The sequence below is a fragment of the Chelativorans sp. ZYF759 genome, from assembly GCF_012911015.1.
GTDB lineage: Bacteria > Pseudomonadota > Alphaproteobacteria > Rhizobiales > Rhizobiaceae > ZYF759.
On sequence record NZ_WVVV01000004.1, the window covers coordinates 142,436 to 165,101 of the forward strand.

The following is a 22,666-nucleotide window of genomic DNA, read 5'->3' on the forward strand; positions in this document are numbered from 1 at the left end:
ACACATCCCTGCCATTGCATCGCCCTTCCTCCGATAATAACAGTTTCCTATGAAGAACGCCGAGACGGACGAAGACGCTGGAACTCTCCTCACCATTGGAGAGAACGCCTATCGTCGGATCAGGTCCGATATCATTTTCGGGCGCTTGCAGCCTGCCCAGAAACTGAAGCTGGAGAAGCTGCGGGTCCCTTACGGTGTCAGCATCAGTACGCTGCGCGAAATCCTAAATCGCCTGTCTTCCGAAGGCCTTGTGATCGCCGAAGGCCAGCGCGGTTTCGAGGTCGCACCTGTGTCCGTGGACAATCTCAAGGAGATTGCGGCGCTGCGCCTGCTGCTGGAGACCCATGCCCTGGAAGAATCCTTCGCCGCCGGCGATATGGACTGGGAGGGACGGGTCGTTGCCGCACATCACAAGCTGGCGCGCCTCGAAGCGCGCATGCGCGAGGGCGACCGCAGCGAAACCGAGCTTTGGAAGCGCTATGACTGGGAGTTCCATCAGGCGCTCATCTCGGCCTGCGGTTCGAATGTGCTGATGGATGCCCATGCCGCCATTTTCGACAAATATCTGCGCTACCAGATGATCGCTCTGTCCTTTCGCGGCGACATCGCTGCCGAAGAGCACAAGATCATGCATGACAGCGCGCTCAAGCGGGATGCGGCAACGGCGCGCGAGGTTCTCAAACGCCACGTCGAGGGCGGTGTCGAGCACGCGCTCGCGACTGGAACCATTCGATAAAATCAGATGAACATGGAATCATCGGATAAATCTGCAATTGTGTGTTGAATTGGTGAGCTCGCGGTCTTAACCTGCCCCAGCCGGCTTGAACCGGATGAGCAAGGAGAATGCCGTGCCAGTCATGCGGCTTGGACTCATCGGCGACAACATCGCGCGCTCGCAATCCCCTCGGCTTCATGTCGAGGCCGGCAGGCTGTGTGGCATTGAGGTGACGTACGAGCGGCTGATTCCCCGCGATCTCGACCTGCCGTTCGGTTCCGTGTTCGAGCGCTGTGTCGATCAGGGCTTCCGGGGGATCAACGTCACTTATCCCTACAAGGAGGAGGTTGTGGCGCGCCTGCGTGTGCCCGATCCGACCACCGCCGCCGTTGGGGCGTGCAACACGGTCCTGTTCAGCGACGGGCAGCCCGAAGGCCACAACACCGACTATTCCGGCTTCATGGCAGCCTTTCGGGCAACATTCGGGTCAGTTTCGCCGGGCCGCGTGGCCATGGCGGGCGCCGGCGGGGTCGGCAAGGCGGTCGCCTTTGGACTCGGCAAACTGCAGGCCAGCGAGCTGCGGATATTCGACCATGACGACGCCAAGGCGCGCCGGCTCGCGGCCTCGGTTGCCGCGGCGGGTTCGGCTATGAATGTCACGGTTGCGCCCACGATCGATGATGCCACGCAGGGAGCCGATGGGCTGGTGAACTGCACGCCGCTTGGCATGACGGGGTATTCCGGCAGCGCCATTCCCAAGCATCTGATGAAAGGTGCCGCCTGGGCCTTCGACGCCGTCTATACGCCTGTCGAGACAGAACTGCTCGTTGATGCCGCCTCCGCCGGTCTCCAAATCATGAGCGGCTATGAACTCTTCTTCCATCAGGGGATCGATGCCTTCAGCCTCTTCACGGGGCTGGAGGTGGACGCCGCCGCACTGAGGCAAGCGCTTGCATCGGGAAACCTGGAGAAGGCCGATCCATGAAAACCTCGATCGCCACAGTCTGCCTGAGCGGCGATCTTGCCGAGAAGCTGGCCGCGATCTCGGCGGCCGGCTTCGACGGGGTTGAGATATTCGAGCAGGACTTCCTCACCTTCGATGGCAGCCCGCGCGACGTCGGGCGCATGATCCGTGACCACGGGCTGGAGATCACCCTGTTCCAGCCCTTCCGCGATTTTGAAGGACTGCCGGAGCCGCAGCGCGCACGTGCGTTTGATCGAGCCGAACGCAAGTTCGACCTGATGGGCGAACTCGGCACCGACCTCATGCTGATCTGTTCCAGCGTCTCGCCGCTGGCGCTGGGCGGCATCGACCGGGCAGCCGCCGATCTGCGCGAACTGGGCGAACGCGCGGCAGGCCGGGGCCTGCGCGTCGGCTACGAAGCGCTGGCCTGGGGTCGGCATGTCAGCGACCATCGCGACGCCTGGGAAATCGTTCGCCGGGCTGACCACGCATCGATCGGGCTCATCCTCGATTCCTTCCATACACTGGCCAGGAAGATCGACGTCGAGTCGATCCGTTCCATCCCCGGCGACCGCATCTTCATCGTGCAGCTTGCCGACGCGCCGATGATCGACATGGATCTTCTCTACTGGAGCCGCCATTTCCGCAACATGCCCGGTCAGGGCGACCTCGCGGTGAGCGACTTCATGCGCGCGGTGATGGCCACCGGCTATGACGGACCGATCTCGCTCGAGGTCTTCAACGACCAGTTCCGCGGCGGCTCGCCCAAGTCGATCGCCATCGACGGCAGGCGGTCCCTGGTGGCACTGATGGACGAGGTCAGGCGCGTTGAGCCCGAGCTCGCAACCACAGCGGCCGGACTTCCCGACCTTCCGCCGCGCATTGCGGTCGAGGGCGTCGAATTCGTTGAATTCGTCGCCGACGAAAGCGAGGCGGAGACGCTTTCGATCCTGCTGCGCGTAATGGGCTTTGCGGAGCGCGGCCGCCACAGGAGCCGCGACGTGCTGCTGTTTCGCCAGGGCGACATCAACATCGTGGTCAATCTGGAGAAGGAGGGTTTTGCCCATTCCTCCTGGCTGGTGCACGGCACGTCGGCCTATGCGATGGGCCTTAGGGTGGACGATGCGGCGGCGACCGTCGAGCGTGCGCGTGCCTTGGGCGCGGAGCCATTCGCCGAGCGCAGGGGGCCGGGTGAACTGCACATTCCCGCCATACGCGGCATAGGCGGGGGGGTGATCTATTTCATCGATGGCAAGAGCGAGCTGTCGCGTGTCTGGGACATCGAGTTCGAGCCGACGGAGGCTGACCCGACGCCGCAGGCCGGCCTGACCTGCATCGACCATGTCGCCCAGACGATGAACTACGAGGAAATGCTGTCCTGGGTCCTGTTCTACACCTCGATCTTCCGGGCCAGGAAGCTGCCCATGGTGGACGTGGTCGATCCGGGTGGCCTGGTGCGCAGCCAGGTCATCGAGAATGGCGATGGCACGCTCAGGCTGACACTGAACGGGGCGGAGAACCGCAAGACGCTGGCCGGACATTTCGTGGCCGAGAGTTTTGGCTCCTCCGTCCAGCACTTGGCGCTCGCCACTGACGACATCTTTGCCACCGCACGCGCGATGCACGATCTTGGCTTCCAGCCACTCGAGATACCGCGCAACTATTACGACGATCTGGAAGCGAGGCTGGGGCTTGAGCCCGAATTCGCCGCGCGTCTTTTGGACTTCAGCATCCTGTATGACCGTGACGAGGCAGGCGAGTACTTCCAGTTCTACAGCCACATCCAGGGCGACGGCTTCTTCTTCGAGATCGTCGAGAGGCGCGGCGGCTACCGCGGATATGGCGCACCCAACGCTCCATTCCGAATCGCTGCCCAGAAGCGCGAATTGCCGCCCAAGGGCATGCCCAAGTTCTGACCGGACTCGCTGCCAAACGTGCGCCCTGCCCCCTTCGTGTGGGAATCACGACCGCAGCGACCGCAGCCGCGTTGTCGGCGTATGGAGCACGACGCAATGGCGGAGGTTACATTAGGCCTCCACCCTGCTTATCACTTGTGCGGTTGACCGGATTTGCGTGTGCAGACCACTGCGCAAATGCATTCCCGAACACGACAGAGTGCGTCTAGATCCGCGCACCCCATTTCGCTCTACCCGACCCTGGACGCAAATCTGCGGCGTCCGCTGCAGGTGACCGCGGAGAGAACCCTAGAGCTTGGTGAACGTCCTGGTACGCCACCGAGCCGGCATGTCCTACGGATCGACGCGCGCGGCACGGCGGGCGGCAAGTCTCTTGTAGGCCAGAAATGCGCCAAGCGGCACCAGCGCGAGGAAAAGCGCCAACATGGTGTTGCGGGGGTGGACCACGACGATCTCGCGGCGAAGCTGCGGATCGGCGCCGCCGATTATGCCGCGCCCGACCGCCGCGTCTTCCGGCACGGAGACGGTAAAGGCGTTCAGATCAGGCGACTCGTCCTCGCGCGCCGTACGAACCCGGTAACCGAAGCCCGTGCCGCGAGTCTGCTCGACCTTGAGCGCCTCGCGATGAAGCGTGCCGTTGCCCGCCCCATGCCAGACGATGCCTAGCTCCTCGACGGACGCCGGGCCGCGCCTGATCCAGAGCATCCGGCCAGCAACAGGCTCGGCCTGCGGCCGCACCACCGGCACATAGTCGGTCTCGGCATGTCGGCTCGCCTCGGCAAGGGTGAGGTAGAAGACCGTACCCGGGCGGGCATAGACGCGCGCGGCCGCAATGTTGGCGGCGAGCGGCCGCGTCCAGCGCTCGGCGGGCACGATGTCGGCGACCAGGACATCCCCGCCGGAAGGGCTGACCATGCGCAACCGCCGCTCGGTACCCGGCACGAGCCGATCAGCGCGCTCCAGCGAAATCGTATAGTCGCCGGGCTCGAGCGCGATGCGGAAGCCGGGCTGCGGCGGTGTGACGAGACTCAGGCTGGGCTCGGGTAATGGCGGCGGCGGCTCGATCGCCTCAGGCGCCTCGCCGGCCTGGCGGGCACGTGCGGACTCGACCAGCTGGCGCTCATAGGCAGTGTGGGCGCGCCGCGCGGCGGCGAAGTCGCGGGCGAAGGCACGCTCGGCCTCGCGATGCTCCTCATGAGCGCGCTCCGCCCCCTCGCCCCACAGGAGCTCAGCCTTGCCGCGGGTCGCCCCCTCCGGATAATGGATCGAAAAGATCTGCAATTCCTGGCGCCCCACCTCTGCGCCGCCGCGCCGGATGACCAGTTCACCCTCGACGATGTCGCGCTGGCGTTGAAAGTCGACATAGACCTGGCGCGACAGCGGCCAGTAATATTCCAGCGTCCGGGCATAGGTGATCGCACTGTCGTTACCGGCGATCAGGACGAGTTCTCCCACGGTGGAGGGAATGAAGGTCTCGCGATATTCATGGCCTTCCCAGGCCCTGGCGCTGATGACGATCACCTCGCGCTGTTCGGGCTCCATGGCCGTCGCGGGATCCGAGAGCATCGAGACAAGCACGGCGAGAAGCATGACAAGGCGCGCCATCAGACCGCTCCCCGGGCACGGGAGACGAGCGCAGCCAGCGCCAGCGTGCCGACTGCCAGAGCAACGGCCATGAGCGTGCGGGAAGCGGGTATCGGCGTCTGCACGGTCAGGCCCGCGGCCAGATCGGCCAGGCGGGACACAGCCGACACGGGATCGACCACCGTCGCCGCCACGCTCATGACGCTGCGGAGATAGGCCGCGGCCAGGCTCAGCTCCTGGGGCTGGCGCGCCGTCAGCAAGCCCAGCACGATCTCGAACAGGGCGAGGATGACGACGATCGCGAGATAGGCCACGACCGCGCCACGCACGCTGCGCGCCCAAGCCGACACCAGCAGGCCCAGAGCCATCAGTGGCAGCGCATGGAGTGGCATACGCCCGATCGCGGCGGCATCGGCCAGACCGACCACGCCGGCGCCGAGCGGCTGCGCGACGACGAGATAGGCGGCATAGACGACCATGAGCAGTACAAGAAGGATGAGCTCGGCGCAGAACTTGGCCAGCAGGATCGCCTCGTGGGAAACGGGACCGACCAGCAACAACTCCATGGTGCGGTGCTCGCGCTCCCAGGCCAGGCTCGTGGCGAGCCGCAGACCCAGCACCACGGCCAGCACCGCGACCACCACCGCATTGAGCGCCGCCAGCGGATCGGTCGTAACCAGCACGGATTCGGTCTCGAAGCTGCGCAGGAAGCCACCGCCATAGAAGAACGCGATCAGGCAGATGAGGCTCGCCACGATGTAGAGCCAGGGAGACAGAAGTCGCGCGGCAAGTTTCCTGCGGGTGAGCAGCAGGGTGGTGCCGACAAGGCCAGGCGGGTTCAACGCGGGCGACATGGCTCCTACATGACGGTGCGGATGAGGCCGCCGTCAATCCTGAGCGCCGCGCCGTTGACGATGCCGGTGCGCGCGCTGCCGAGGAAGGTGACGAAGTCCGCGACCTCCTCCGGACGCGACAGGCGCTGAATGAGCGAGGTGGGCCGATTCTCGGCGACGAAGCGCCGCTCGGCCTCCTCCGTCGCCACGCCGGGATAGAGGCCGGCGATCAGCTTGGCGACACCCTCGGTCCGGCAGGGGCCAGGGAGCACGGAATTGACCGTGACGCCGGTCGATTTGGTGGTCTCGGCGAGGTTGCGCGCAAGCGACAGTTGCATGGTCTTGGTAGCGCTGTAGGCAGGCAGTTCCGGTGCCGGATTGATGGCGGATTCACTGGCCATGAAGATGACCCGGCCGCTGTCGCGTGCCAGCATGCGCGGCAGATAGTGGCGCGCCAGGCGGACGCCGCTCATCACGTTGATCTCGATCAGGTCGTACCAGCGATCATCTCCTGCTTCAAAGATGTCGACGGCCTCGTAGATGCCGAGATTGATCACCAGCACGTCGACGTCCGGACATGCCTCGATGATGGCCGTGCATCCCTCGGCAGTGCCGCTGTTGCCCACCACGGTCTCCACCGAGGCGCCGGGCACTTCCGTGACGATCCTCTCGGCGGCTTTTGCCGTGGTTTCGCCGGACCTGCCATTGATCACCACGGTCGCGCCTTCGGCCGCCATGCAGCGGGCGATCGCGAAACCGAGCCCGCCGGTCGAAGCCGTGACGAGGCAGCGTTTGCCATTATAGCCCAAATCCATCTCTATGCTCCTAATGCGTCGTCGTGGTTCCGGATTTGTCGAGGGCCAGGAAGATGTCCTCCAGGCCAGGGCTGGCCGTCTTGACCGCCAGAACGGTCAGGCCGCATCCGCTCACCGCGCGCGAGATGGCGGCACGCGCAGCGTGATCGTCTTCGCTTGCCGCCGGATCCATGACCAGTTCGGCCGTGTATGCTCCGGTCGCGCGAACCGACTGGCAGCCGGGTACCTGCAATTTATCGAGATGGTCCGCGACCACCTCGGCGATCTCCAGGAGCATCACGTTGCGGCGCCCGTCGGGCAGCAACTGCGCCGGTGTGCCCACGGCCACGAGCCGCCCATCCTTCATGAAAGCAACGCGGTCGCAGATCCTCTCCATCTCGGCAAGCTGGTGGGACGAGAAGAAGAGCGTCGTGCCTTGGGCCCGCATCTCGAGCAGGATCTCGCGCATCTCCGCAACGCCCCTCGGATCAAGACCGAGCGTGGGTTCGTCGAGCAGCAGGAACTCGGGCCGGTGCAGCATGACGCGCGCCAGGCAAGCCCGCTGCTGCATGCCACGAGAGAAGGTGGCGAGCGGCTTTCCGGCCGCCTGCGAAAGCCCGACGCGCGCCAGAACCTCCGCTACCCGTGCATCCCGGCCGGGCACTCCGTAAAGCCTCGCAAAAAGGTCGAGATAGGCCTTGGCCGACATCTCGGGATAGATGCGAGGTTTTTCCTGCAGATAGCCGACCTGCAGCCTCACCTCTCGGGTGCGCGCGCCGCCCTTGACTCCGAGCAGTTCGATCTCGCCGCCATCGGGGGCGAGCAGCCCCATCACCAGGTTCATCAGCGTCGTCTTGCCGGCGCCGTTCGGGCCCAGAAAACCGAGTATCTCGCCGCGTGCCACCGACAGATCGACGCCATCGACGGCCCGCTTGCGCCCGAAGGAGCGCGTCAGTCCCGAAATCTTCAGCGCGGGCTCGACTGCCATCATCAGAAGACCGGGTCGATCATGTAGAGGCGGGCGAGATTGACGACGATCATGGTGACCGCGGAGGCCAGCAGGAACTCCATCGGCCAGCGCAGGATCTGCACCCTGTCGTTGACGACCTTCATCGTGACGATGAGGCCGACGGCGATCACCGAGGCCGGCCAGTGCGAAAAGTCGCCGGCCATCACGCTGCAGGAGCCGAGCAGGAAAGCCAGGATGATGAACACTCCGACCGCGTTCTTCATGCCGCCAGTTCCTCCTCGCTCACGCTCGCTGCCGCCTGCGCGATCGTCCGGCCCGTCTGCGCATCGAAGAGATAGATCCATCTCGGGTCGAAGCCGATGGCCATGGGCGAGCCCTCGTCCCTGGCAAGGGCCACAGTCTCGGCTGTCGGGTTCCGGGTCGTCAACTCGACATCGCCGGTACGCAGGACGAAGATGTTCTCCGGGCCGGTGGGCTCGAAGGAATAGAGTTCGACTTCGACGGGACGCAGCGCGTCGGCGACCGCCGCGAGCCTGATATGCTCGGGGCGGATGCCAAGCCGCACCTCCTTGCCCTCCTGGTCGCCGAGGGCGTTGGCTCGCGTCCAATCCGCATCGAGCGGAACGACGAACGCTCCAACGTCGGCAACCAAGCCCCCCTCACCCCGGCGGAGAGTTGCATTCATCACGTTCATCTGCGGCTCGCCCACGAAGGTGGCCACGAACTCGTCCGCCGGTCGCTCGAAGATCTCGAGCGGGGTAGCGAACTGCAGCATCTTGCCGTCGTTCATCACGATGATCCGGTCGGCCATCGTCATGGCCTCCAGCTGGTCATGGGTCACGAAGATGGTGGTCGTGCCGATCTCCTTCTGGATGTGGCGCAGCTCGGCACGCATGTGGCCGCGCAACTGGGCGTCGAGATGCGACATGGGCTCGTCCATCAGGAAGATGTCGGCATCGCGCACCAGCATGCGGGCAATGGCAACGCGCTGAAGCTGACCGGCGGCCAGCTGGTCCGGCATGCGATCCAGCACATCGACGATCCGCATGGTCTGCGCGACCGCCCTGACCTTCTGCGCGATGACGTCCCGCGACATGCGGCGCACCTTGAGCGGGTAGGCGATATTCCCGAACACCGTCATGTGCGCGTAGAGCCCGTAATCCTGGAAGACCATGCCGACATTGCGATAGCGGGGCCGGAGGTAGGTGACGTTGCGTCCCCCGATCTCGATGCGCCCGCCGGTCGGCATTTCGAGGCCCGCGATCATGCGCAGTGTTGTCGTCTTGCCGCAGCCAGAAGGCCCGAGCAGGAAGACGAATTCGCCGTCGCCGACCGAAATATCGACACCGTCGACGGCGGTGAAACCGCCGAACCGCTTCACGAGGTCGCGTATCAGGAGATCAGCCATTGGCGGTCTTCATTTGCACTATGGGAATGAATGCAGGCATCATTTGCGCAAGGTTCCCTGTGACAATCCGCTGATCAGCTGCCGCTGGACGATCAGGACGAACAATATGAGCGGCGCGGTGATCAGGACGACGGCTGCGCCCAGAACGTTCCACGAGATGTTGGCACCGATCGAATAGGCGACGATGGCGGGCGGCATGGTCCGGGCGCCGGTGGAGGTGAGAAAGAGAGCGAACACATACTCGTTCCACGACAGGATCATCACGAAGATCGCGGTCGCCGTGATGGACGGCATCATGAGAGGCAGGGTCACCTTGCGGAAGGCCTGGAACCAGGTGTCGCCGTCGACCATCGCCGATTCCTCGTAGCGGCGAGGGATGTCCCTGAAATAGCCCGTCAGCATCCACACCACGAAGGGTAGCTGCATGGCGGTGTAGAGGATGATGAGGCCGGTCAACGTGTCGAGCAGGCGCAGCGTCTGGAACGTCACGAAGATGGGGATCAGGACGGCCACCGGGGGCATCATCCGGTTGGTCAGCACCCAGAAGGAAACGTCGTCGCGGCCGCCGAAATCAAAACGGGCGATGGCGTAGGCACAGAACATGCCGAGCGTGACAGACAGGAATGTGGCGGAGAGCGAGACCACCAGACTGTTGCGGAAATTGTGCATGAGGTTCTTATCGAAGAGCAAGAAGCGGAACGCTTCCAGCGTCGGCGTGAAGAACCATTGGGGTTCAGGTCGGTTGGACGTCGTGGCATCCATGAAGCCCGTCATGACCACATAGAGATAGGGCAGGAAGTTGAAGACACAGATGATCAGGATGATCACATAGGCCCACCAGTTGCGCTGGACCGGTGGGGCGTCTGGAGAGACCATCAGGGTATGGGACTTGGTCATGATTACTCCCCGAGCCCTAGGCCGCGCTTTGCGAGCGCATGCGCATGGCGCGAATGAAGATCAGGCTCATGACGATGATGATCATCATCATGATCAGCGAGATGGCCGCCGCCTTCGAAGCGTCGAAGAATTCCAGACCCGTCTTGGTGAGATAGACGTTGAGCGTGGTGGTCGCATTGCCGGGCCCGCCACGGGTCATGACGACGATCAGCTCGTAGGTGCGGAAGGCATCCATCGTGCGGATGATCACGGCGATCAGGATCGCAGGTTTGAGGAGCGGCAACGTGATGGTCCAGAATACCCGCCAGGAGGACGCGCCGTCGATTTCGGCCGCCTCGTAGGGCTGGCGCGGTATGGAGGCGAGGCCTGCCGTCATCATCAGGAACATAAAGGGCGTCCACTCCCACACATCGACGAAGACCAGCGTGTGGAAGGCGATGCTGGGGTCGGACAGGAACGGTATTTCGCCCAGACCGAGCGCGCGGGTGATGCCGCCCGCATAATAGGTGACCAGCCCGCCCCCGGGATAGAACATGTAGCGCCAGATCAGCGCGGCCACGAGCGGGGGCAGGATCATCGGGATGAGGATGAAGATACGTAGAATGCTGGCCCCGAGCACGATGCGCCGGAACAGCAGCGCCAATCCCAGCCCCAGCCAGAACTGGATGAAGACGGCCTGGACCGTGAACCAGATGGTGATGCGCAGCGCATGCCAGAATTCGGGATCCTGGATGACTGTCTGATACTGGTAGAGACCAACGAAGAAGCGGGGGGAGTTCGGTCGCGACAGGATGATGTTCTGACTGGCGATGTAGAGCGCATTCAGGAACGGATAGACGCCGAAGGCAAAAAGCACGATCAGCGTCGGCGCCATGAGGACCCACGGAAAGGCCGCCGGATTGGACGGGCCGAGGCGGGCCAGCAGCCGTCGCCGGGGGCCGCCCGCAATGGGACCCACGGGGGCCAATCTCTCGCCTTCGATCAGCTTGGTGTCGGTCATCCGCTCGTTCTCGTAGCTCGTCTCGGCGAGCGCATCTGGTCGGGCCGGGAGATCCGGGCGCATCGCGCGCCCGGATCGAGTTCATCTTTCGCGGATCGTCAGTTCCACTCGGACGGCAGACGATCGTAGTAGGACAGGTCGCGCCAGTGCTGCGGCGGCAGATCTTCGCGGCCGGGGACGAAGTAGCCGCCCCTGCGCATGACTTCCGTCATTCGCCGTTCCATGTTGGCCGCGGCAGTTGCGGAATCGATCTCACCTATCCAGACGCGATTGCCTTCCTCGCCCATGATGTCCGATATCTCGGCCCATTCCGGCACGCGGATGCGCTCGTCGGGGTTGGTGTCGTTCAGCATGAAGTCATAGACGTCTACCCACCAGGGCTGGTGCTGGGCGAGCGTCTCCGAGCGGTAGGTCGAATGACGCGAGGGACCAGCTCCGAATTCGGTGGCCCGCTCCTGGATCTCCTTGGAGGTCATCCACTGGACGAAGACCCAGGCCGCTTCCTTGTTGCGGGAATCGACCGAGAGGCCGAACGACCAGGCGCCGAACCACGGATCGATCACGCCATGGGGACCGGCCGGCGTGTGCAGATGAACGTTCTGGCCGGCGATCTCCGGATGCGCGTCCTCGTCCTCGAAGAAGCCCTTGATGAAGTCCTGATAGTTCCACAGACCGAAGGCGCGGCCCGACTGGTACATCGAGGTCGCCTCGTCGATGCCCCAATTGGCGCTGTCGGCCGGCATGAACTCGCGGAAGCTGACGAAATAGTCGATCGACTCGATCGTCCGCTCGTTATTGATGGTGATGTTCCAGTCTTCATCGACATATTCGTCGCCCACCGTCTCCGGCGTCTGGAAGGCGTAGAGATAGGGCAGATAGGTGATGCCCCAGAACCACCTGCCCGGCATCTGCGCGAAACCCATCATGCCGGATTCCGGATTGTGGACCTTGGTCGCCGCCTCGTGCATGAAGTCGGTCGTGAACTCTGGCGAGAAGCGCTCGGGCATGGTGATGCCGGCCTCTTCGGCGACGTCCCTGCGGAAGGTCGTGCCCACCGGGCCCGCGCCGAGCGGAATGGTGTAGAGCACGTCGTCCCACACGCCCGTCCCGCTGATCACGCGGGGCAGGAAGTCATCAATGTCATAGTCCGGATCGGTCAGATCCTCGTTCCTGACCAGCGGCATCAGCGGCTCCAGGAAACCCGCCGTGGCGTATTCGGCGAGCCACATCACATCCACAGCGTAGATGTCGTAGGCGCCCGTGCCCTGCTGCATTTCCACCAGCGAGCGCTGACGGTATTGGTCGAACGGAATCTCGTCGACCGTGACCTTGATGCCGAACTTCTCCTCGAATTCGGGGATGAAGCGTTCCAGGGCCGCGAATTGCGGCATGGCCGGCTGCAAGAACCGGATCTCGGCTCCGGCGAGTTCTTGCTGCGCTTCAGTCTGGGCATATGCGATTGCCGATGCAGCCACCGAAAACGTCAGAGCCGTGGCCATGGCTATAGGAATGCGCCGTCTCATGGTTTTCTCCTCCTGATATGAGCGTGACATTCTTTTCACTGCCTTCTTGCTCCCTGGGGAGCGAAGCCGTTTTCGAGCTGGCCTGCCGGGTCCGTGAACTGCGCCTGGCGCACGGTGCGGCCGGTCTGCGCCTCGAAAAGATAGATGAGTTCGGGCGCGACCCGGAAGGCGATCGGCGTGCCGATTTCGTGTGAATACTGGCGACCCGTGTCCGTCGAGGTCAGAACACGAACGACCGTACCTTCCGCCTCGATGTCGAAGATGATCCGCGATCCGAGCGTCTCGACGGCAAAGACGGTGCCGTGGACGACGTTCACGCCCGTCGCGCCGGCATCGGCCAGCGTGACGTGCTGGGGACGGATGCCCGCGAGATAGGCCCTGTCGGGCGAAATCGGCTCGCCTGTCGCAAACCAGTCGCGATCAAGCGCGATCCGCGATTTGCCCAAGGAAAGTCCGAAGCCGCCATCCTGCTGGAGAAGCCGGGCCTCGAAGACGTTCATGGACGGCTCGCCGACGAAGGTGGCGGCAAAGAGCGTCTCGGGACGGTCAAAAAGCTCTTGGGGTGGGGCGATCTGCTCCACGCGCCCCTGATTGATGAGCACGATCCGGTCGGCCATGGTCATGGCTTCGAGCTGGTCATGGGAGACGTAGAGCATGGTGGCGCGGTAGTCACGCTGCAGCCGCTTGAACTCGACGCGCATGCGGGCGCGCAGCTTGGCGTCGAGATGCGAGATCGGCTCGTCGAGGAGATAGACATTCGCTTCCCGAACCAGGGCCCGCCCGATGGCCACGCGCTGCATCTGGCCGCCGGAAAGCTGGGACGGATAGCGCTCGAGCAATTCGCTGACCTGCAGCGTCTCCGTTACCGTCCCGATGCGGGATCGGATCTCGGCGTCCTTCAGCTTCCGGTTGCGCAGCGGATAGGCAAGGTTCTCGAAGACCGTCATGTGGGGGAAAAGCGAGTGCTTGTCGTAGACCATGGCGAGGTTGCGCTCGCGCGGCTGCCACCCGGAGACGTCCTTCCCGTCGATGGTGATCCTGCCTTCGCTGGGAAGCTCGAGCCCGGCGACGAGCCGCAGCGTCGTCGTCTTTCCCGCGCCCGAAGGGCCGAGCAGGAACACGGCCTCGCGATCCGCCACGTCGAAAGAGATGCCGCTCAAGGCCTGGAAACCGCCTTTGAAGGTCTTTGCCAGGTTCTCGATGCGCAGCTCGGCCATCACTTCACCGCCGACAGGATGCCGCGCGGCGCGGGGCCGCCCGTCATCGGGAGAAAGCGATCGCCCGCGAATAGACGTGCCTCGACAGCGAACGAAGCCCTGCAAAACATCGTCGGTTCTCCTCCCAGAACGTGACGCCGTGACGTGACGATGCCGGTCCTCGATCCGGCAACCTTACCGAACGATAGCAATCATGAAATTCTCTGTCGAGGCAAGAAAAATCCTTGAAAGAAAATTTCACACCGGGCTATGGTGTGTCCATCAGCGTTGCCGGAGCGCTGAAGGGAGAGGCCAGCGACAGAATGAGTGGAGAGATCGGGCTCCTCGAGCACATCCAGATGATCCGTGGACGGCTGAAGCCTACTTTGCAGGCAGTTGCCGATACGGTGCTGTCGCGTCCGTCTCAGGTCAGCGGCATGAACATCAAGGATCTTGCCGCCGCCTGCGACGTCTCCGAGGCCTCGATCAGCCGATTTGTACGCGAGGTCGGCCTGCCGAGCTTCAGGGCGTTCCAGATCCGCATGGCAGAGGAGCGCGGGGCAGCCGAGGAAGATTTGCCGCGTGCTCAAAGCTCGATCTACGAGACCATCGGGCGCGGCGACACCGCCTCGACGATCCTCACCAAAGTGGCTCATCGCAACGCCGATGTCGCCAGGGCGTGCTTGTTGACCCTGGATGCTGCTGCTCTCGAGACGGCCGCCAAGCTGATACAGCAAGCACCAGCCATCTATTTCTTTGCAGCCGGCCTATCGGCGCTGGCGGCGGAAAACGCGCTCCTGCGTTTTTCTCGGATCGGCAAACCCGCCATCTTCCATCGCGATCGCAACAGCCAGTTGTTGGCCGCGGCAGCCATCCGTCCCGGAGCAGTGGCGATCGCGATCAGCGATTCAGGCCGCACGCACCAGACGGTCCTGGCCCTGACAGCTGCCAAGGAATCGGGCGCCAAGACGATCGCCATCACATCCTTCACGGAATCGACGATTGCACGAGCCGCTGACGCCGTCCTCGTGACCCCGACGGGCTACGCAGCGGCCGGCGACGAGCCGCTGTACGAAAGCATGGTCAGCAAGTTCGGCCAGCTCCTGACCATCGACGTCCTCTACTCGCTCGTCGCCGTACAGGACTACGACACTTCACTGGCTTCGCTGCAGCGGGGTGATGCCTTTATCCAGCAGAGCCGTCGCGTGAGGCAGTATGATGGAAGCGAGTGACGCCGGCGCAGCAGGCAAGCAGTACCTTCGCTGGACTTATCGCGGCGAGCCTCTCGATGCGCTGCTCCGCTCGCGGCCCGAAACGCTGCCGCTCGCGCCGCCAGCACCCGGCGAAGTGATCGCGCGGGTGGAGGCTGTCTCGATCTGTTCGTCGGACATCAAGGCCGTTCGCATGGGTGTAGATCATCCGCTGCTCGCTCAAGCCGAGAACGGAGGAGATACGGTACTCGGCCACGAGGTCAGCCTGCGAGTGGAGGAAGTGGGCGCTCTGCAACGCGACCGCTTTCGACCAGGCCAGCGGCTGGGTCTGCAACCGGCGATGCGGGTGGACGGCAAACGCAAGACGATCGGCTTCGACGTGCCGGGCGGCTTCGCCCAGTATCTCCGCCTCGACGCCGAAGCGCTGAACGCCTACGTCTTCGACGTTCCCGAAAAGCTGACGGCGGCAGAGATCGCGCTGCTGGAACCCTATGGTTGCGTGGAGCGCGCCTATCGGCCGAATGCGCGCCAGGAGCTGCTGCCGGAGGGTTCCGCCCTGATCGTGCTGGGTCCTAATTCGGAGTCCTTCGACGCCTCGCGGCCGCTGCGCTGGCGACGAACGGTGGTCGTGGGAACGAGCGAAAAATGCTTGCCGGCCAATCTCGGCAGCGCGGACCTCCATGTCTCGTCACTTGCCGAACTCGGAAACGAGACCTTCGACGACATCGTCGGGCTCGGAGAACTGGATGCCGGCGAACTCGCCCGACTGCCCGCCCTCCTCAACGAAGGCGGCATGCTGCTTCAGGCGCGTCTCAGTGCCGCCGATCCGGTGCCGGTCGATGCCGCGCGCATCCACTACGACGCGCTCTCCTTCGTAGGAACGACATCCCCCGACATTCTGGAGGCCCTCGCCCCACAACGGCAGCGCTTCGACGTCAGGCCGGGTGGAACGGTCCTGGTCCATGGCGCCGGCGGGGCGATGGGCCGCATCCATGTCCATCGCCTGCTGCAGCTGGAAAACGGTCCATCCACCGTTATCGCAACCTCGCGCAGCCGGCGTCGGCAAAGCGACCTGGAAGAGGATTTCGCCGCGTTGGCACAGGCACAGGCCAAGCGACTCGTTGTGGTTCAGGACACGGACATTGCGGCTGCCCTCTCCCGCGAGGCGCCGGCGGGCCTGGACGATGCGGTGGTCGTGGTGCCGGACCCCTCAGCCGTAGCGGAAGCCGCGCGGTGGCTGGCACCGGGCGGCCTGCTCGCCATCTTCGCCGGCTTCGCCTACGGCAACCCGGTTCTGCTGGATCTGGCGGGCGTGGCAGTTTCGGACAAACGTTTCACCGGCTCGACCGGCTGTTCCGTGGACGACATGAAAGACGTGCTCGCCCGGGTCGAGCGGGGTGAACTGGATCTTCTCGCCAATCTGAAGGCCATAGGCGGGCTCAGGCAACTGCCGCGGGCGCTGGAGGCCGTCGATCGCGGCGAGGTGTCGGGCAAGATCGTGATCTATCCGCAAGCGCCCGAGGCGCCGTTCCGCCGGCTGGCCGCCAATTGGGACGACCGCCAAGAGACGAGCATGCTGGGGAACCGTTCCAGTCAGGCAGAGCGGGAAGAATAGGGAGGACCGCCATGCGAGATCATGTGATCGGCATCGATATCGGTACGACCGGCACAAAGACCGGCATTTATGATCGAGAAGGACGCCTGGTCGGCGACGCGTTCGAGGAATCCATCCTGCGTTATCCGGGGCCGGGCCAGGTGGAGCAGGATCCCGACGAGATCTTCGGTTCGGCGGTGCGCACCATTCGCTCGGCGCTGGCTTCATCCGGTCTTGATGCCTCGCGGATCGCGGCGATGGCGCTCGACGGCCAGATGGCCGGGATCATGGCCATCGACGCGGAATGGCAGCCGGTGACCCATTACGACAGCTGGCTGGACACGCGTTGTGCGCCCTGGCTGGAGGAGCTGCGTCCGCATGAAGACGAGATCATCCGCACCTGCGGGATGGCTCTCGCCTTCAACCACGCCCCCCGCTTCCTCTACTGGCGCGACAGGCCCGATATCTGGGCGCGCATCCACAGCTTCATCCAGCCTGCAGCCTATGTCGCGGGACGGCTGGCGGGCTTGAGCGGAGCCGATGCCTTCACAGACCGGACCTATCTCGTCTTTTCCGGCTTCGGCTCCGGTGAAAAGGCCGAATGGAACGAAGCCCTGCTCGACCGTTTCCGCCTCGACCGCGCGAAATTCCCGCGCATCGTAGAGCCCTGGGAGATCATCGGCCACCTGACTGCGCGCTGGGCAGGCGAGACGGGCCTGCCGGCCGGCCTGCCGATCGCAGCCGGCTGCGGCGATCAGAGCGCCAACGTACTGGGCGGGGGGCTCGTCGACCCGGGCGTCGTGTTCGACACATCGGGCACGGCTTCCGTCTTCGCGACCATAATCGACCATTTCGGCACCGACACGAAATACAAATGCTTGATGACCTGCCCGCATGTCATCAAGGGCCTCTATTTCCCGATGGCCTATGTGGCTGGCGGAGGACTCAATCTCCGCTGGTTCCGCGACAGCGTCTCTCCGCTTGAGAAGGCGCAGAGCGAGAGCCAGGGGATCAATCCCTACGATGCGCTGGCGGAGGAGGCCGCTGCCATTCCGCCCGGCGCCGAGAAGCTTCTTTTCCTGCCGCATCTGTCCGGCCGCAACACACCGATCGATCCCGACATGCGCGGCGCGTTCCTGGGACTGACATGGCGGCACGGCAAGCCGCACATGGTGCGCGCCATCATGGAGAGTATCGCCTACGAATATGCCTTCTACCTGCGCGCCGTGCGCGAGATCGCGCCGGATTACGATGCCCGCCATGCCATCAACATCGCCGGCGGGGCCCGCAGCCCGCTGCTCCGCCAGATCAAGGCCGATGCGCTGGGCATCGATTACCACTCACTGGAGCGCGAGGAGTTCGGAACGCTGGGCTCCGCCATCATCGCAGGCCATGCCGTAGGGCTGTTCCCGGATATTGCAGAAACGGCGAGGAAATTTGCCGGCAAGGTCGTGGCGGAGACGAAGTCGAGACCCGAGGTCACGGCCGCCTACGCCCCCTATGTGGACGCCTATATCGACGCGCTAGCGACACTTTCACCGTTCTTCGCGCGGATGAACCGGATGCTTTCTGCCGAAAACAACGTGATGGGAGGAGGACAATGACAATACCGGCTGCCAGCAACGACGCCATGCGCGCCATCGTCCTGCATTCGCCCGGCGACATCCGCCTCGAAGAGCGACCGCGGCCCGAAGCCGGTCCGGGACAGGTTTTGGTCCGCGTCGCCTCGGTCGGCGTGTGCGGCTCGGACCTGCCGCGGATGCTGGTCAAGGGTGCGTGGAAGATGCCGCTAATTACCGGCCATGAATTCGCCGGCCACATCAGCGAAATCGGCGAAGGGGTAGAAGGCTGGGATATGGGCGAACTGGTCGCCATCGCCCCGCTCCTGCCCTGCGGTCAATGCAGCCAGTGCCGGACCGGCAATTTTTCGCGCTGCGTCGACTACGACTATTTCGGCAGCCGCCGTGACGGCGCCTATGCCGAATATGTGGCCGTGCCAGTCGAAAACCTTATCAAAGCGCCGCAGCATCTCGATCCGCGCGCCATCGCCATGACGGACCCGGCCTCGATTGCCCTCCACGCCATCTGGAAAGCGGGCGGCATTACTGTGGGGAAGACCGGCGCGGTGGTGGGCTGCGGGCCGATCGGCCTCTTCGCCATCCAATGGCTGAAGCTCATGGGTGCGAGCGAGGTGATCGCGGTCGATGTCTCGGAGGAGAAACTCGCCCTTGCGCGCGAGGCCGGCGCCTCGGTCTGCATCCTGTCGGGCGATCTCGCTTCCAACACGCGCCGGGCCGACATGGTCATCGAGGCGGTCGGGCTGGATGCCACCATCAACGCGGCAGTCATGCTGGCCGGCCCTGGGGGGCATGTCGCCTTCATCGGTATTCCGGTGCCCGAGGTGAAGCTCGACAACAAGACCTTCCAGCATTTCCTGCGCCAGGAGATCTCGCTGCACGGGTCCTGGAACAGCTTCGGGCCCCCTTTCCCTGGCCCGCAATGGACGACGACATTGGAAAAGTTCGGCACCGGCGAATTGCGATGGGAGTTCATGATCTCTCACGATCTCGACCTCGCCGAACTGCCCGAGATTTTCCGGCGCTTTGCCGCCAGAGACATTCATTTCTCCAAGGTGCTGTTCAGGCCCTAAGCGGAACGACGATCCCAGGACGGGAGAACGACGATGAACATGGAACCCGGCACACAACCCGCCCCGCAGCTTTCCGTCGCCAGCAACCGCCGCAATCCCGGCATGGCGCTGCGGCCCGTACTGTTCGAAGGCCATCCGGCCAACCGCAGCGCCGCCGAGCGGCGCACCGCCAGCCTCATCGCCCGACGCTCGGTGAAGAAGGAATGGCAGGCGGCCTGGCTGGTGAACGCCATCCGATGCATCGACCTGACGACGCTTTCGGGCGACGACACGGCCGATCGCGTGCGCAGGCTCTGCGCCAAGGCACGACGGCCGCTCGCACCGCACATCGTCAAGGGGCTGGGTATCGAGGAACTGGAGCTGACCACGGGAGCTGTCTGCGTCTATCCCACCATGGTTTCCCACGCGGTGAAGGCCCTGTCGGGCTCCGGCATCCCGGTCGCCTCGGTCGCCACGGGCTTTCCTGCCGGCCTGATGCCGCTGAAACTGCGCCTTGCGGAGATCCGCTACGCAGTTGAGGAAGGCGCCGACGAGATCGACATCGTCATCACCCGCGAGCATGTGCTCAACGCTGACTGGTCGGCGCTGCACGACGAGGTGCGGGCCATGCGCGAGGCCTGCGGTCATGCGCATCTCAAGGCCATTCTCGCGACCGGCGACCTCCAGACGCTGCGCAATGTCTATGCCGCCTCCATGGTCGCCATGCAGGCAGGCGCGGATTTCATCAAGACGTCGACCGGCAAGGAAGGTGTCAATGCGACGCTGCCCGTGAGCCTGATCATGGTGCGCGCGCTGCGCGACTATTTCGACGAGACGGGCCACAGAATCGGCTTCAAGCCGGCCGGCGGCATGAAGAGTGCCAAGGACGCGCTGAACTGGCAGTTCCTGATGATGGAGGAAATGGGCCGCGAATGGCTGGAGCCCGACCTGTTCCGCCTGGGCGCCTCTTCCATGCTGGCCGACATCGAACGCCAGCTCGAGCATTTCGTCACCGGACGCTACGCGTCGTCGTCACGCCACGCGGTCGGCTGAGGGGGCAAGGATGAACGCGATAACGAAGATACTGGAAACGATGGATTACGGGCTCGCGCCAGAGGATTGCGGCTTTGTCGGCAAGTGGCTCGATCAGCACAAATCCGGCTTCGGGCATTTCATCGGCGGGGAGTTCACGCCGTCCGGCAAGACCTTCGACGTCACCAATCCGGCGACCGGCAAAAAGATCGCCAGCGTTAGCCAAGGCACCAAGGCCGATGTCGACGCCGCGGTGAAGGCGGCGCGCGCCGCCCAGCCGAAATGGGCGGCGCTATCGGGCCACGATCGTGCCAGGCATCTCTATGCCCTTGCCCGCCACGTGCAGCAGCACAGCCGTTTCCTGGCGGTCCTGGAGACGATCGACAACGGCAAGCCGATCCGCGAGAGCCGCGACATCGACATCCCGCTCGTCGCCCGCCATTTCTATCATCATGCCGGCTGGGCGGAGATCCTGGAGGACGAGTTTCCGGGCGCCCGGCCCCATGGCGTGTGCGGTCAGGTGATTCCATGGAATTTCCCACTCCTGATGCTGGCCTGGAAGGTGGCGCCGGCGCTGGCGGCCGGAAACACGGTGGTCTTGAAGCCGGCCGAGTACACGCCGCTGACCGCCCTCGCCTTCGCCGAGATCGCGCGTGAGTGCGGCCTGCCGGCCGGCGTGCTCAACATCGTCACCGGCGACGGGCAGACGGGGGCAGCCGTCGTCGGGCATGAAGGCGTGGACAAGGTCGCCTTCACCGGATCGACCGAGGTCGGCCGAATCATCCGCCGGCAGATCGCCGGCTCGGGCAAGGCGCTAACGCTCGAACTGGGCGGCAAGTCGCCCTTCGTCGTCTTTGCCGATGCCGATCTCGATGCGGCCGTCGAGGGTGTCGTCGATTCCGTCTGGTTCAACCAGGGACAGGTCTGCTGCGCCGGCACGCGCATCCTCGTCGCCGAGGCCGTGGCCAGGCGTTTTGAGGTATTGCTGCGCCGACGCCTGGCAAAGCTGCGCACGGGCGATCCCCTGCAGAAATCGACCGATGTCGGCGCCATCGTTCACCCAGTGCAACTCGAGCGCATCCGGGGGCTGGTCGAACAGGGCGTCGCCGAAGGCGCGGTGCTGCATCAGGCCGATGCGCCGGGCGGCTGCTTTTTCCCGCCGACGCTGGTCACCAACGTGCACCCCGCCTCGGTGCTGTCGACGGAAGAGATCTTCGGCCCGGTCGTGACGCTGACGCCGTTCCGCACGCCCGAGGACGCGGTGACGCTGGCCAACAATACCCGCTACGGGCTGGCGGCTTCCGTCTGGTCGGAAAACATCAATCTCGCGACCGACATTGCCGCGAAAATAAGGGCCGGCGTGGTGTGGGTGAACTGCGCCAATCTCTTCGACGCGGGCGCGGGCTTCGGCGGCTATCGCGAAAGCGGCTTTGGACGCGAAGGCGGGCGCGAGGGCATGACCGCCTATCTGGCGTGGCCGGCGCCCCAGGCCAGGAAGCCGGAGGCCGCGCCCGAGAAGCTCGAACCGGTCCCGGCCGCAACGATCGCGGGCGGCGATATCGACCGCACGGCGAAACTCTATGTGGGCGGCAAGCAGGCGCGGCCGGACAGCGGCTACAGCTATCCCGTCAATGGCCCGAAAGGACCTGTCGGCCTCGCTGGATTGGGCAACCGCAAGGACATCCGCAATGCGGTTGAAGCCGCTCACAAGGCCTCAAGCTGGGGTGCGCAGACAGGTCACAACCGGGCGCAGGTGCTTTACTTCCTCGGAGAGAACCTGTCAGCGCGCGCCAAGGAATTCGAGGAACGGCTGAAGAGTTTCGGCCAGTCCGCCGCCGCGGCCAGGAGTGAGGTCGAGACCGCGCTGCGGCGCATCTTCTGGTACGCCGCCCAGGCCGACAAGTTCGATGGCGCTGTGCACGCGACCAAGTCGGCCCATGTCACGCTGGCCATGAACGAGCCGGTAGGCGTGATGGGGATCGCCTGCCCCACCGCACATCCCCTGCTCGGCTTCGTGTCGCTCGTCCTGCCGGTGATTGCCATGGGCAACCGGGTGGTCGCAGTTCCCTCGCAGATCCATCCGCTGGCCGCGACCGATCTCTACCAGGTTATGGACACTTCCGACCTGCCGGGCGGCGTGGTCAATATCGTCACCGGCGAGCGCGAGGTGCTGACAAAGACGCTGGCGGAGCACGACGACGTCGATGCCGTCTGGTATTTCGGCACGAAAGATGGCGGTCGCGCGGTCGAAGAGGCCTCCGCAGGCAATCTCAAGCAGACATGGGTCGAAGACGGTGCGGCCCGGAACTGGGGCGGATCGGAGGGCCAGGGCCGACTATTCCTGGCCAGAGCCACGCAGGTCAAGAACATCTGGATACCCTACGGCGAGTGAGCAGGAAC

General features: G+C 64.4%; 19 protein-coding genes. 9 read left to right on the forward strand and 10 right to left on the reverse strand.

Annotated elements, in window-relative coordinates:
* Positions 1 to 49: 49 nt before the first annotated feature.
* From GRZ55_RS08560 to GRZ55_RS08570, 3 genes are all read left to right on the forward strand, one after another.
* Positions 50 to 736 (forward strand): GntR family transcriptional regulator, encoded by a 687-nt coding sequence (locus GRZ55_RS08560; RefSeq protein WP_169286483.1) that lies wholly within the window; start codon positions 50 to 52, stop codon positions 734 to 736.
* A 94-nt stretch (positions 737 to 830) separates the two neighbouring features.
* A complete protein-coding gene (locus GRZ55_RS08565) occupies positions 831 to 1,700 on the forward strand; it encodes a shikimate dehydrogenase (protein WP_169286484.1) in 870 nt (289 codons plus the stop codon).
* Positions 1,697 to 3,595 carry a bifunctional sugar phosphate isomerase/epimerase/4-hydroxyphenylpyruvate dioxygenase family protein gene (locus GRZ55_RS08570; protein WP_169286485.1) on the forward strand — a complete coding sequence of 633 codons (1,899 nt, stop codon included), beginning with the start codon at positions 1,697 to 1,699 and terminating at the stop codon, positions 3,593 to 3,595. The genes GRZ55_RS08565 and GRZ55_RS08570 overlap by 4 nt, the downstream gene beginning before the upstream one ends.
* Before the next feature lie 333 nt (positions 3,596 to 3,928).
* Here GRZ55_RS08570 and GRZ55_RS08575 read toward each other — a convergent pair whose 3' ends face one another.
* From GRZ55_RS08575 to GRZ55_RS08620, 10 genes are read right to left on the reverse strand one after another with little or no spacing between them, the layout of a single operon-like run.
* The gene (locus tag GRZ55_RS08575; protein ID WP_169286486.1) at positions 3,929 to 5,200 is read right to left on the reverse strand and encodes a hypothetical protein; all 1,272 of its coding nucleotides are present in this window, start codon (positions 5,198 to 5,200) and stop codon (positions 3,929 to 3,931) included.
* The gene (locus GRZ55_RS08580) at positions 5,200 to 6,033 is read right to left on the reverse strand and encodes an ABC transporter permease subunit (RefSeq protein WP_169286487.1); all 834 of its coding nucleotides are present in this window, start codon (positions 6,031 to 6,033) and stop codon (positions 5,200 to 5,202) included. Before GRZ55_RS08580 ends, GRZ55_RS08575 begins: the two co-directional genes overlap by 1 nt.
* Positions 6,034 to 6,038: 5 nt before the next feature.
* A complete protein-coding gene (locus GRZ55_RS08585) occupies positions 6,039 to 6,827 on the reverse strand; it encodes an SDR family NAD(P)-dependent oxidoreductase (RefSeq protein WP_169286488.1) in 789 nt (262 codons plus the stop codon).
* A gap of 10 nt (positions 6,828 to 6,837) precedes the next feature.
* Positions 6,838 to 7,797 (reverse strand): ABC transporter ATP-binding protein, encoded by a 960-nt coding sequence (locus GRZ55_RS08590; protein ID WP_246734607.1) that lies wholly within the window; start codon positions 7,795 to 7,797, stop codon positions 6,838 to 6,840.
* Positions 7,797 to 8,039: a hypothetical protein gene (locus GRZ55_RS08595; RefSeq protein WP_169286489.1), complete on the reverse strand. Its 243-nt coding sequence runs from the start codon at positions 8,037 to 8,039 to the stop codon at positions 7,797 to 7,799. The genes GRZ55_RS08590 and GRZ55_RS08595 overlap by 1 nt, the downstream gene beginning before the upstream one ends.
* Positions 8,036 to 9,184 (reverse strand): ABC transporter ATP-binding protein, encoded by a 1,149-nt coding sequence (locus GRZ55_RS08600; RefSeq protein ID WP_169286490.1) that lies wholly within the window; start codon positions 9,182 to 9,184, stop codon positions 8,036 to 8,038. The genes GRZ55_RS08595 and GRZ55_RS08600 overlap by 4 nt, the downstream gene beginning before the upstream one ends.
* A gap of 39 nt (positions 9,185 to 9,223) precedes the next feature.
* A complete protein-coding gene (locus GRZ55_RS08605) occupies positions 9,224 to 10,081 on the reverse strand; it encodes a carbohydrate ABC transporter permease (protein WP_169286491.1) in 858 nt (285 codons plus the stop codon).
* Positions 10,082 to 10,097: 16 nt separating this feature from the next.
* The gene (locus GRZ55_RS08610) at positions 10,098 to 11,144 is read right to left on the reverse strand and encodes a carbohydrate ABC transporter permease (RefSeq protein WP_246734608.1); all 1,047 of its coding nucleotides are present in this window, start codon (positions 11,142 to 11,144) and stop codon (positions 10,098 to 10,100) included.
* Positions 11,145 to 11,179: 35 nt separating this feature from the next.
* Positions 11,180 to 12,604, reverse strand: coding sequence for an ABC transporter substrate-binding protein (locus GRZ55_RS08615; RefSeq protein WP_169286492.1), 1,425 nt, complete (start codon positions 12,602 to 12,604; stop codon positions 11,180 to 11,182).
* Between the two features lie 35 nt (positions 12,605 to 12,639).
* Entirely contained in the window at positions 12,640 to 13,821 is a 1,182-nt protein-coding gene (locus GRZ55_RS08620) for an ABC transporter ATP-binding protein (protein ID WP_169286493.1), read from the reverse strand.
* A 224-nt stretch (positions 13,822 to 14,045) separates the two neighbouring features.
* Here GRZ55_RS08620 and GRZ55_RS08625 point away from each other — a divergent pair, with 224 nt between their 5' ends.
* The 6 genes from GRZ55_RS08625 (at position 14,046) to GRZ55_RS08650 (ending at position 22,658) form a co-directional block, all read left to right on the forward strand.
* Positions 14,046 to 15,032, forward strand: a complete 987-nt coding sequence (locus GRZ55_RS08625; protein WP_169286494.1) for a MurR/RpiR family transcriptional regulator — start codon at positions 14,046 to 14,048, stop codon at positions 15,030 to 15,032.
* Positions 15,016 to 16,626 (forward strand): alcohol dehydrogenase catalytic domain-containing protein, encoded by a 1,611-nt coding sequence (locus tag GRZ55_RS08630; RefSeq protein WP_169286495.1) that lies wholly within the window; start codon positions 15,016 to 15,018, stop codon positions 16,624 to 16,626. The genes GRZ55_RS08625 and GRZ55_RS08630 overlap by 17 nt, the downstream gene beginning before the upstream one ends.
* 11 nt (positions 16,627 to 16,637) lie before the next feature.
* The gene (locus GRZ55_RS08635; RefSeq protein WP_169286496.1) at positions 16,638 to 18,209 is read left to right on the forward strand and encodes an FGGY-family carbohydrate kinase; all 1,572 of its coding nucleotides are present in this window, start codon (positions 16,638 to 16,640) and stop codon (positions 18,207 to 18,209) included.
* Between the two features lie 26 nt (positions 18,210 to 18,235).
* On the forward strand, positions 18,236 to 19,255 hold the full coding sequence (locus GRZ55_RS08640; protein ID WP_169286660.1) for a galactitol-1-phosphate 5-dehydrogenase: 1,020 nt from the start codon (positions 18,236 to 18,238) through the stop codon (positions 19,253 to 19,255).
* A gap of 102 nt (positions 19,256 to 19,357) precedes the next feature.
* Positions 19,358 to 20,287, forward strand: a complete 930-nt coding sequence (gene deoC, locus GRZ55_RS08645; RefSeq protein ID WP_246734630.1) for a deoxyribose-phosphate aldolase — start codon at positions 19,358 to 19,360, stop codon at positions 20,285 to 20,287.
* A 10-nt stretch (positions 20,288 to 20,297) separates the two neighbouring features.
* A complete protein-coding gene (locus GRZ55_RS08650) occupies positions 20,298 to 22,658 on the forward strand; it encodes an aldehyde dehydrogenase family protein (protein WP_169286498.1) in 2,361 nt (786 codons plus the stop codon).
* Positions 22,659 to 22,666: the final 8 nt, after the last annotated feature.

Excerpts from the sequence above, each read along its gene's own strand:
- GRZ55_RS08650 (WP_169286498.1), top strand. The coding sequence starts at position 20,298 with ATGAACGCGATAACGAAGATACTGGAAACGATGGATTACGGGCTCGCG.
- GRZ55_RS08620 (WP_169286493.1), bottom strand. The coding sequence starts at position 13,821 with ATGGCCGAGCTGCGCATCGAGAACCTGGCAAAGACCTTCAAAGGCGGT.
- GRZ55_RS08560 (WP_169286483.1), top strand. The coding sequence starts at position 50 with ATGAAGAACGCCGAGACGGACGAAGACGCTGGAACTCTCCTCACCATT.
- GRZ55_RS08610 (WP_246734608.1), bottom strand. The coding sequence starts at position 11,144 with ATGCGCCCGGATCTCCCGGCCCGACCAGATGCGCTCGCCGAGACGAGC.
- GRZ55_RS08595 (WP_169286489.1), bottom strand. The coding sequence starts at position 8,039 with ATGAAGAACGCGGTCGGAGTGTTCATCATCCTGGCTTTCCTGCTCGGC.
- GRZ55_RS08590 (WP_246734607.1), bottom strand. The coding sequence starts at position 7,797 with ATGATGGCAGTCGAGCCCGCGCTGAAGATTTCGGGACTGACGCGCTCC.
- GRZ55_RS08565 (WP_169286484.1), top strand. The coding sequence starts at position 831 with ATGAGCAAGGAGAATGCCGTGCCAGTCATGCGGCTTGGACTCATCGGC.
- GRZ55_RS08570 (WP_169286485.1), top strand. The coding sequence starts at position 1,697 with ATGAAAACCTCGATCGCCACAGTCTGCCTGAGCGGCGATCTTGCCGAG.
- GRZ55_RS08640 (WP_169286660.1), top strand. The coding sequence starts at position 18,236 with ATGCGCGCCATCGTCCTGCATTCGCCCGGCGACATCCGCCTCGAAGAG.
- GRZ55_RS08615 (WP_169286492.1), bottom strand. The coding sequence starts at position 12,604 with ATGAGACGGCGCATTCCTATAGCCATGGCCACGGCTCTGACGTTTTCG.
- GRZ55_RS08585 (WP_169286488.1), bottom strand. The coding sequence starts at position 6,827 with ATGGATTTGGGCTATAATGGCAAACGCTGCCTCGTCACGGCTTCGACC.
- GRZ55_RS08580 (WP_169286487.1), bottom strand. The coding sequence starts at position 6,033 with ATGTCGCCCGCGTTGAACCCGCCTGGCCTTGTCGGCACCACCCTGCTG.
- GRZ55_RS08575 (WP_169286486.1), bottom strand. The coding sequence starts at position 5,200 with ATGGCGCGCCTTGTCATGCTTCTCGCCGTGCTTGTCTCGATGCTCTCG.
- GRZ55_RS08630 (WP_169286495.1), top strand. The coding sequence starts at position 15,016 with ATGATGGAAGCGAGTGACGCCGGCGCAGCAGGCAAGCAGTACCTTCGC.
- GRZ55_RS08635 (WP_169286496.1), top strand. The coding sequence starts at position 16,638 with ATGCGAGATCATGTGATCGGCATCGATATCGGTACGACCGGCACAAAG.
- GRZ55_RS08600 (WP_169286490.1), bottom strand. The coding sequence starts at position 9,184 with ATGGCTGATCTCCTGATACGCGACCTCGTGAAGCGGTTCGGCGGTTTC.
- deoC (WP_246734630.1), top strand. The coding sequence starts at position 19,358 with ATGGCGCTGCGGCCCGTACTGTTCGAAGGCCATCCGGCCAACCGCAGC.
- GRZ55_RS08605 (WP_169286491.1), bottom strand. The coding sequence starts at position 10,081 with ATGACCAAGTCCCATACCCTGATGGTCTCTCCAGACGCCCCACCGGTC.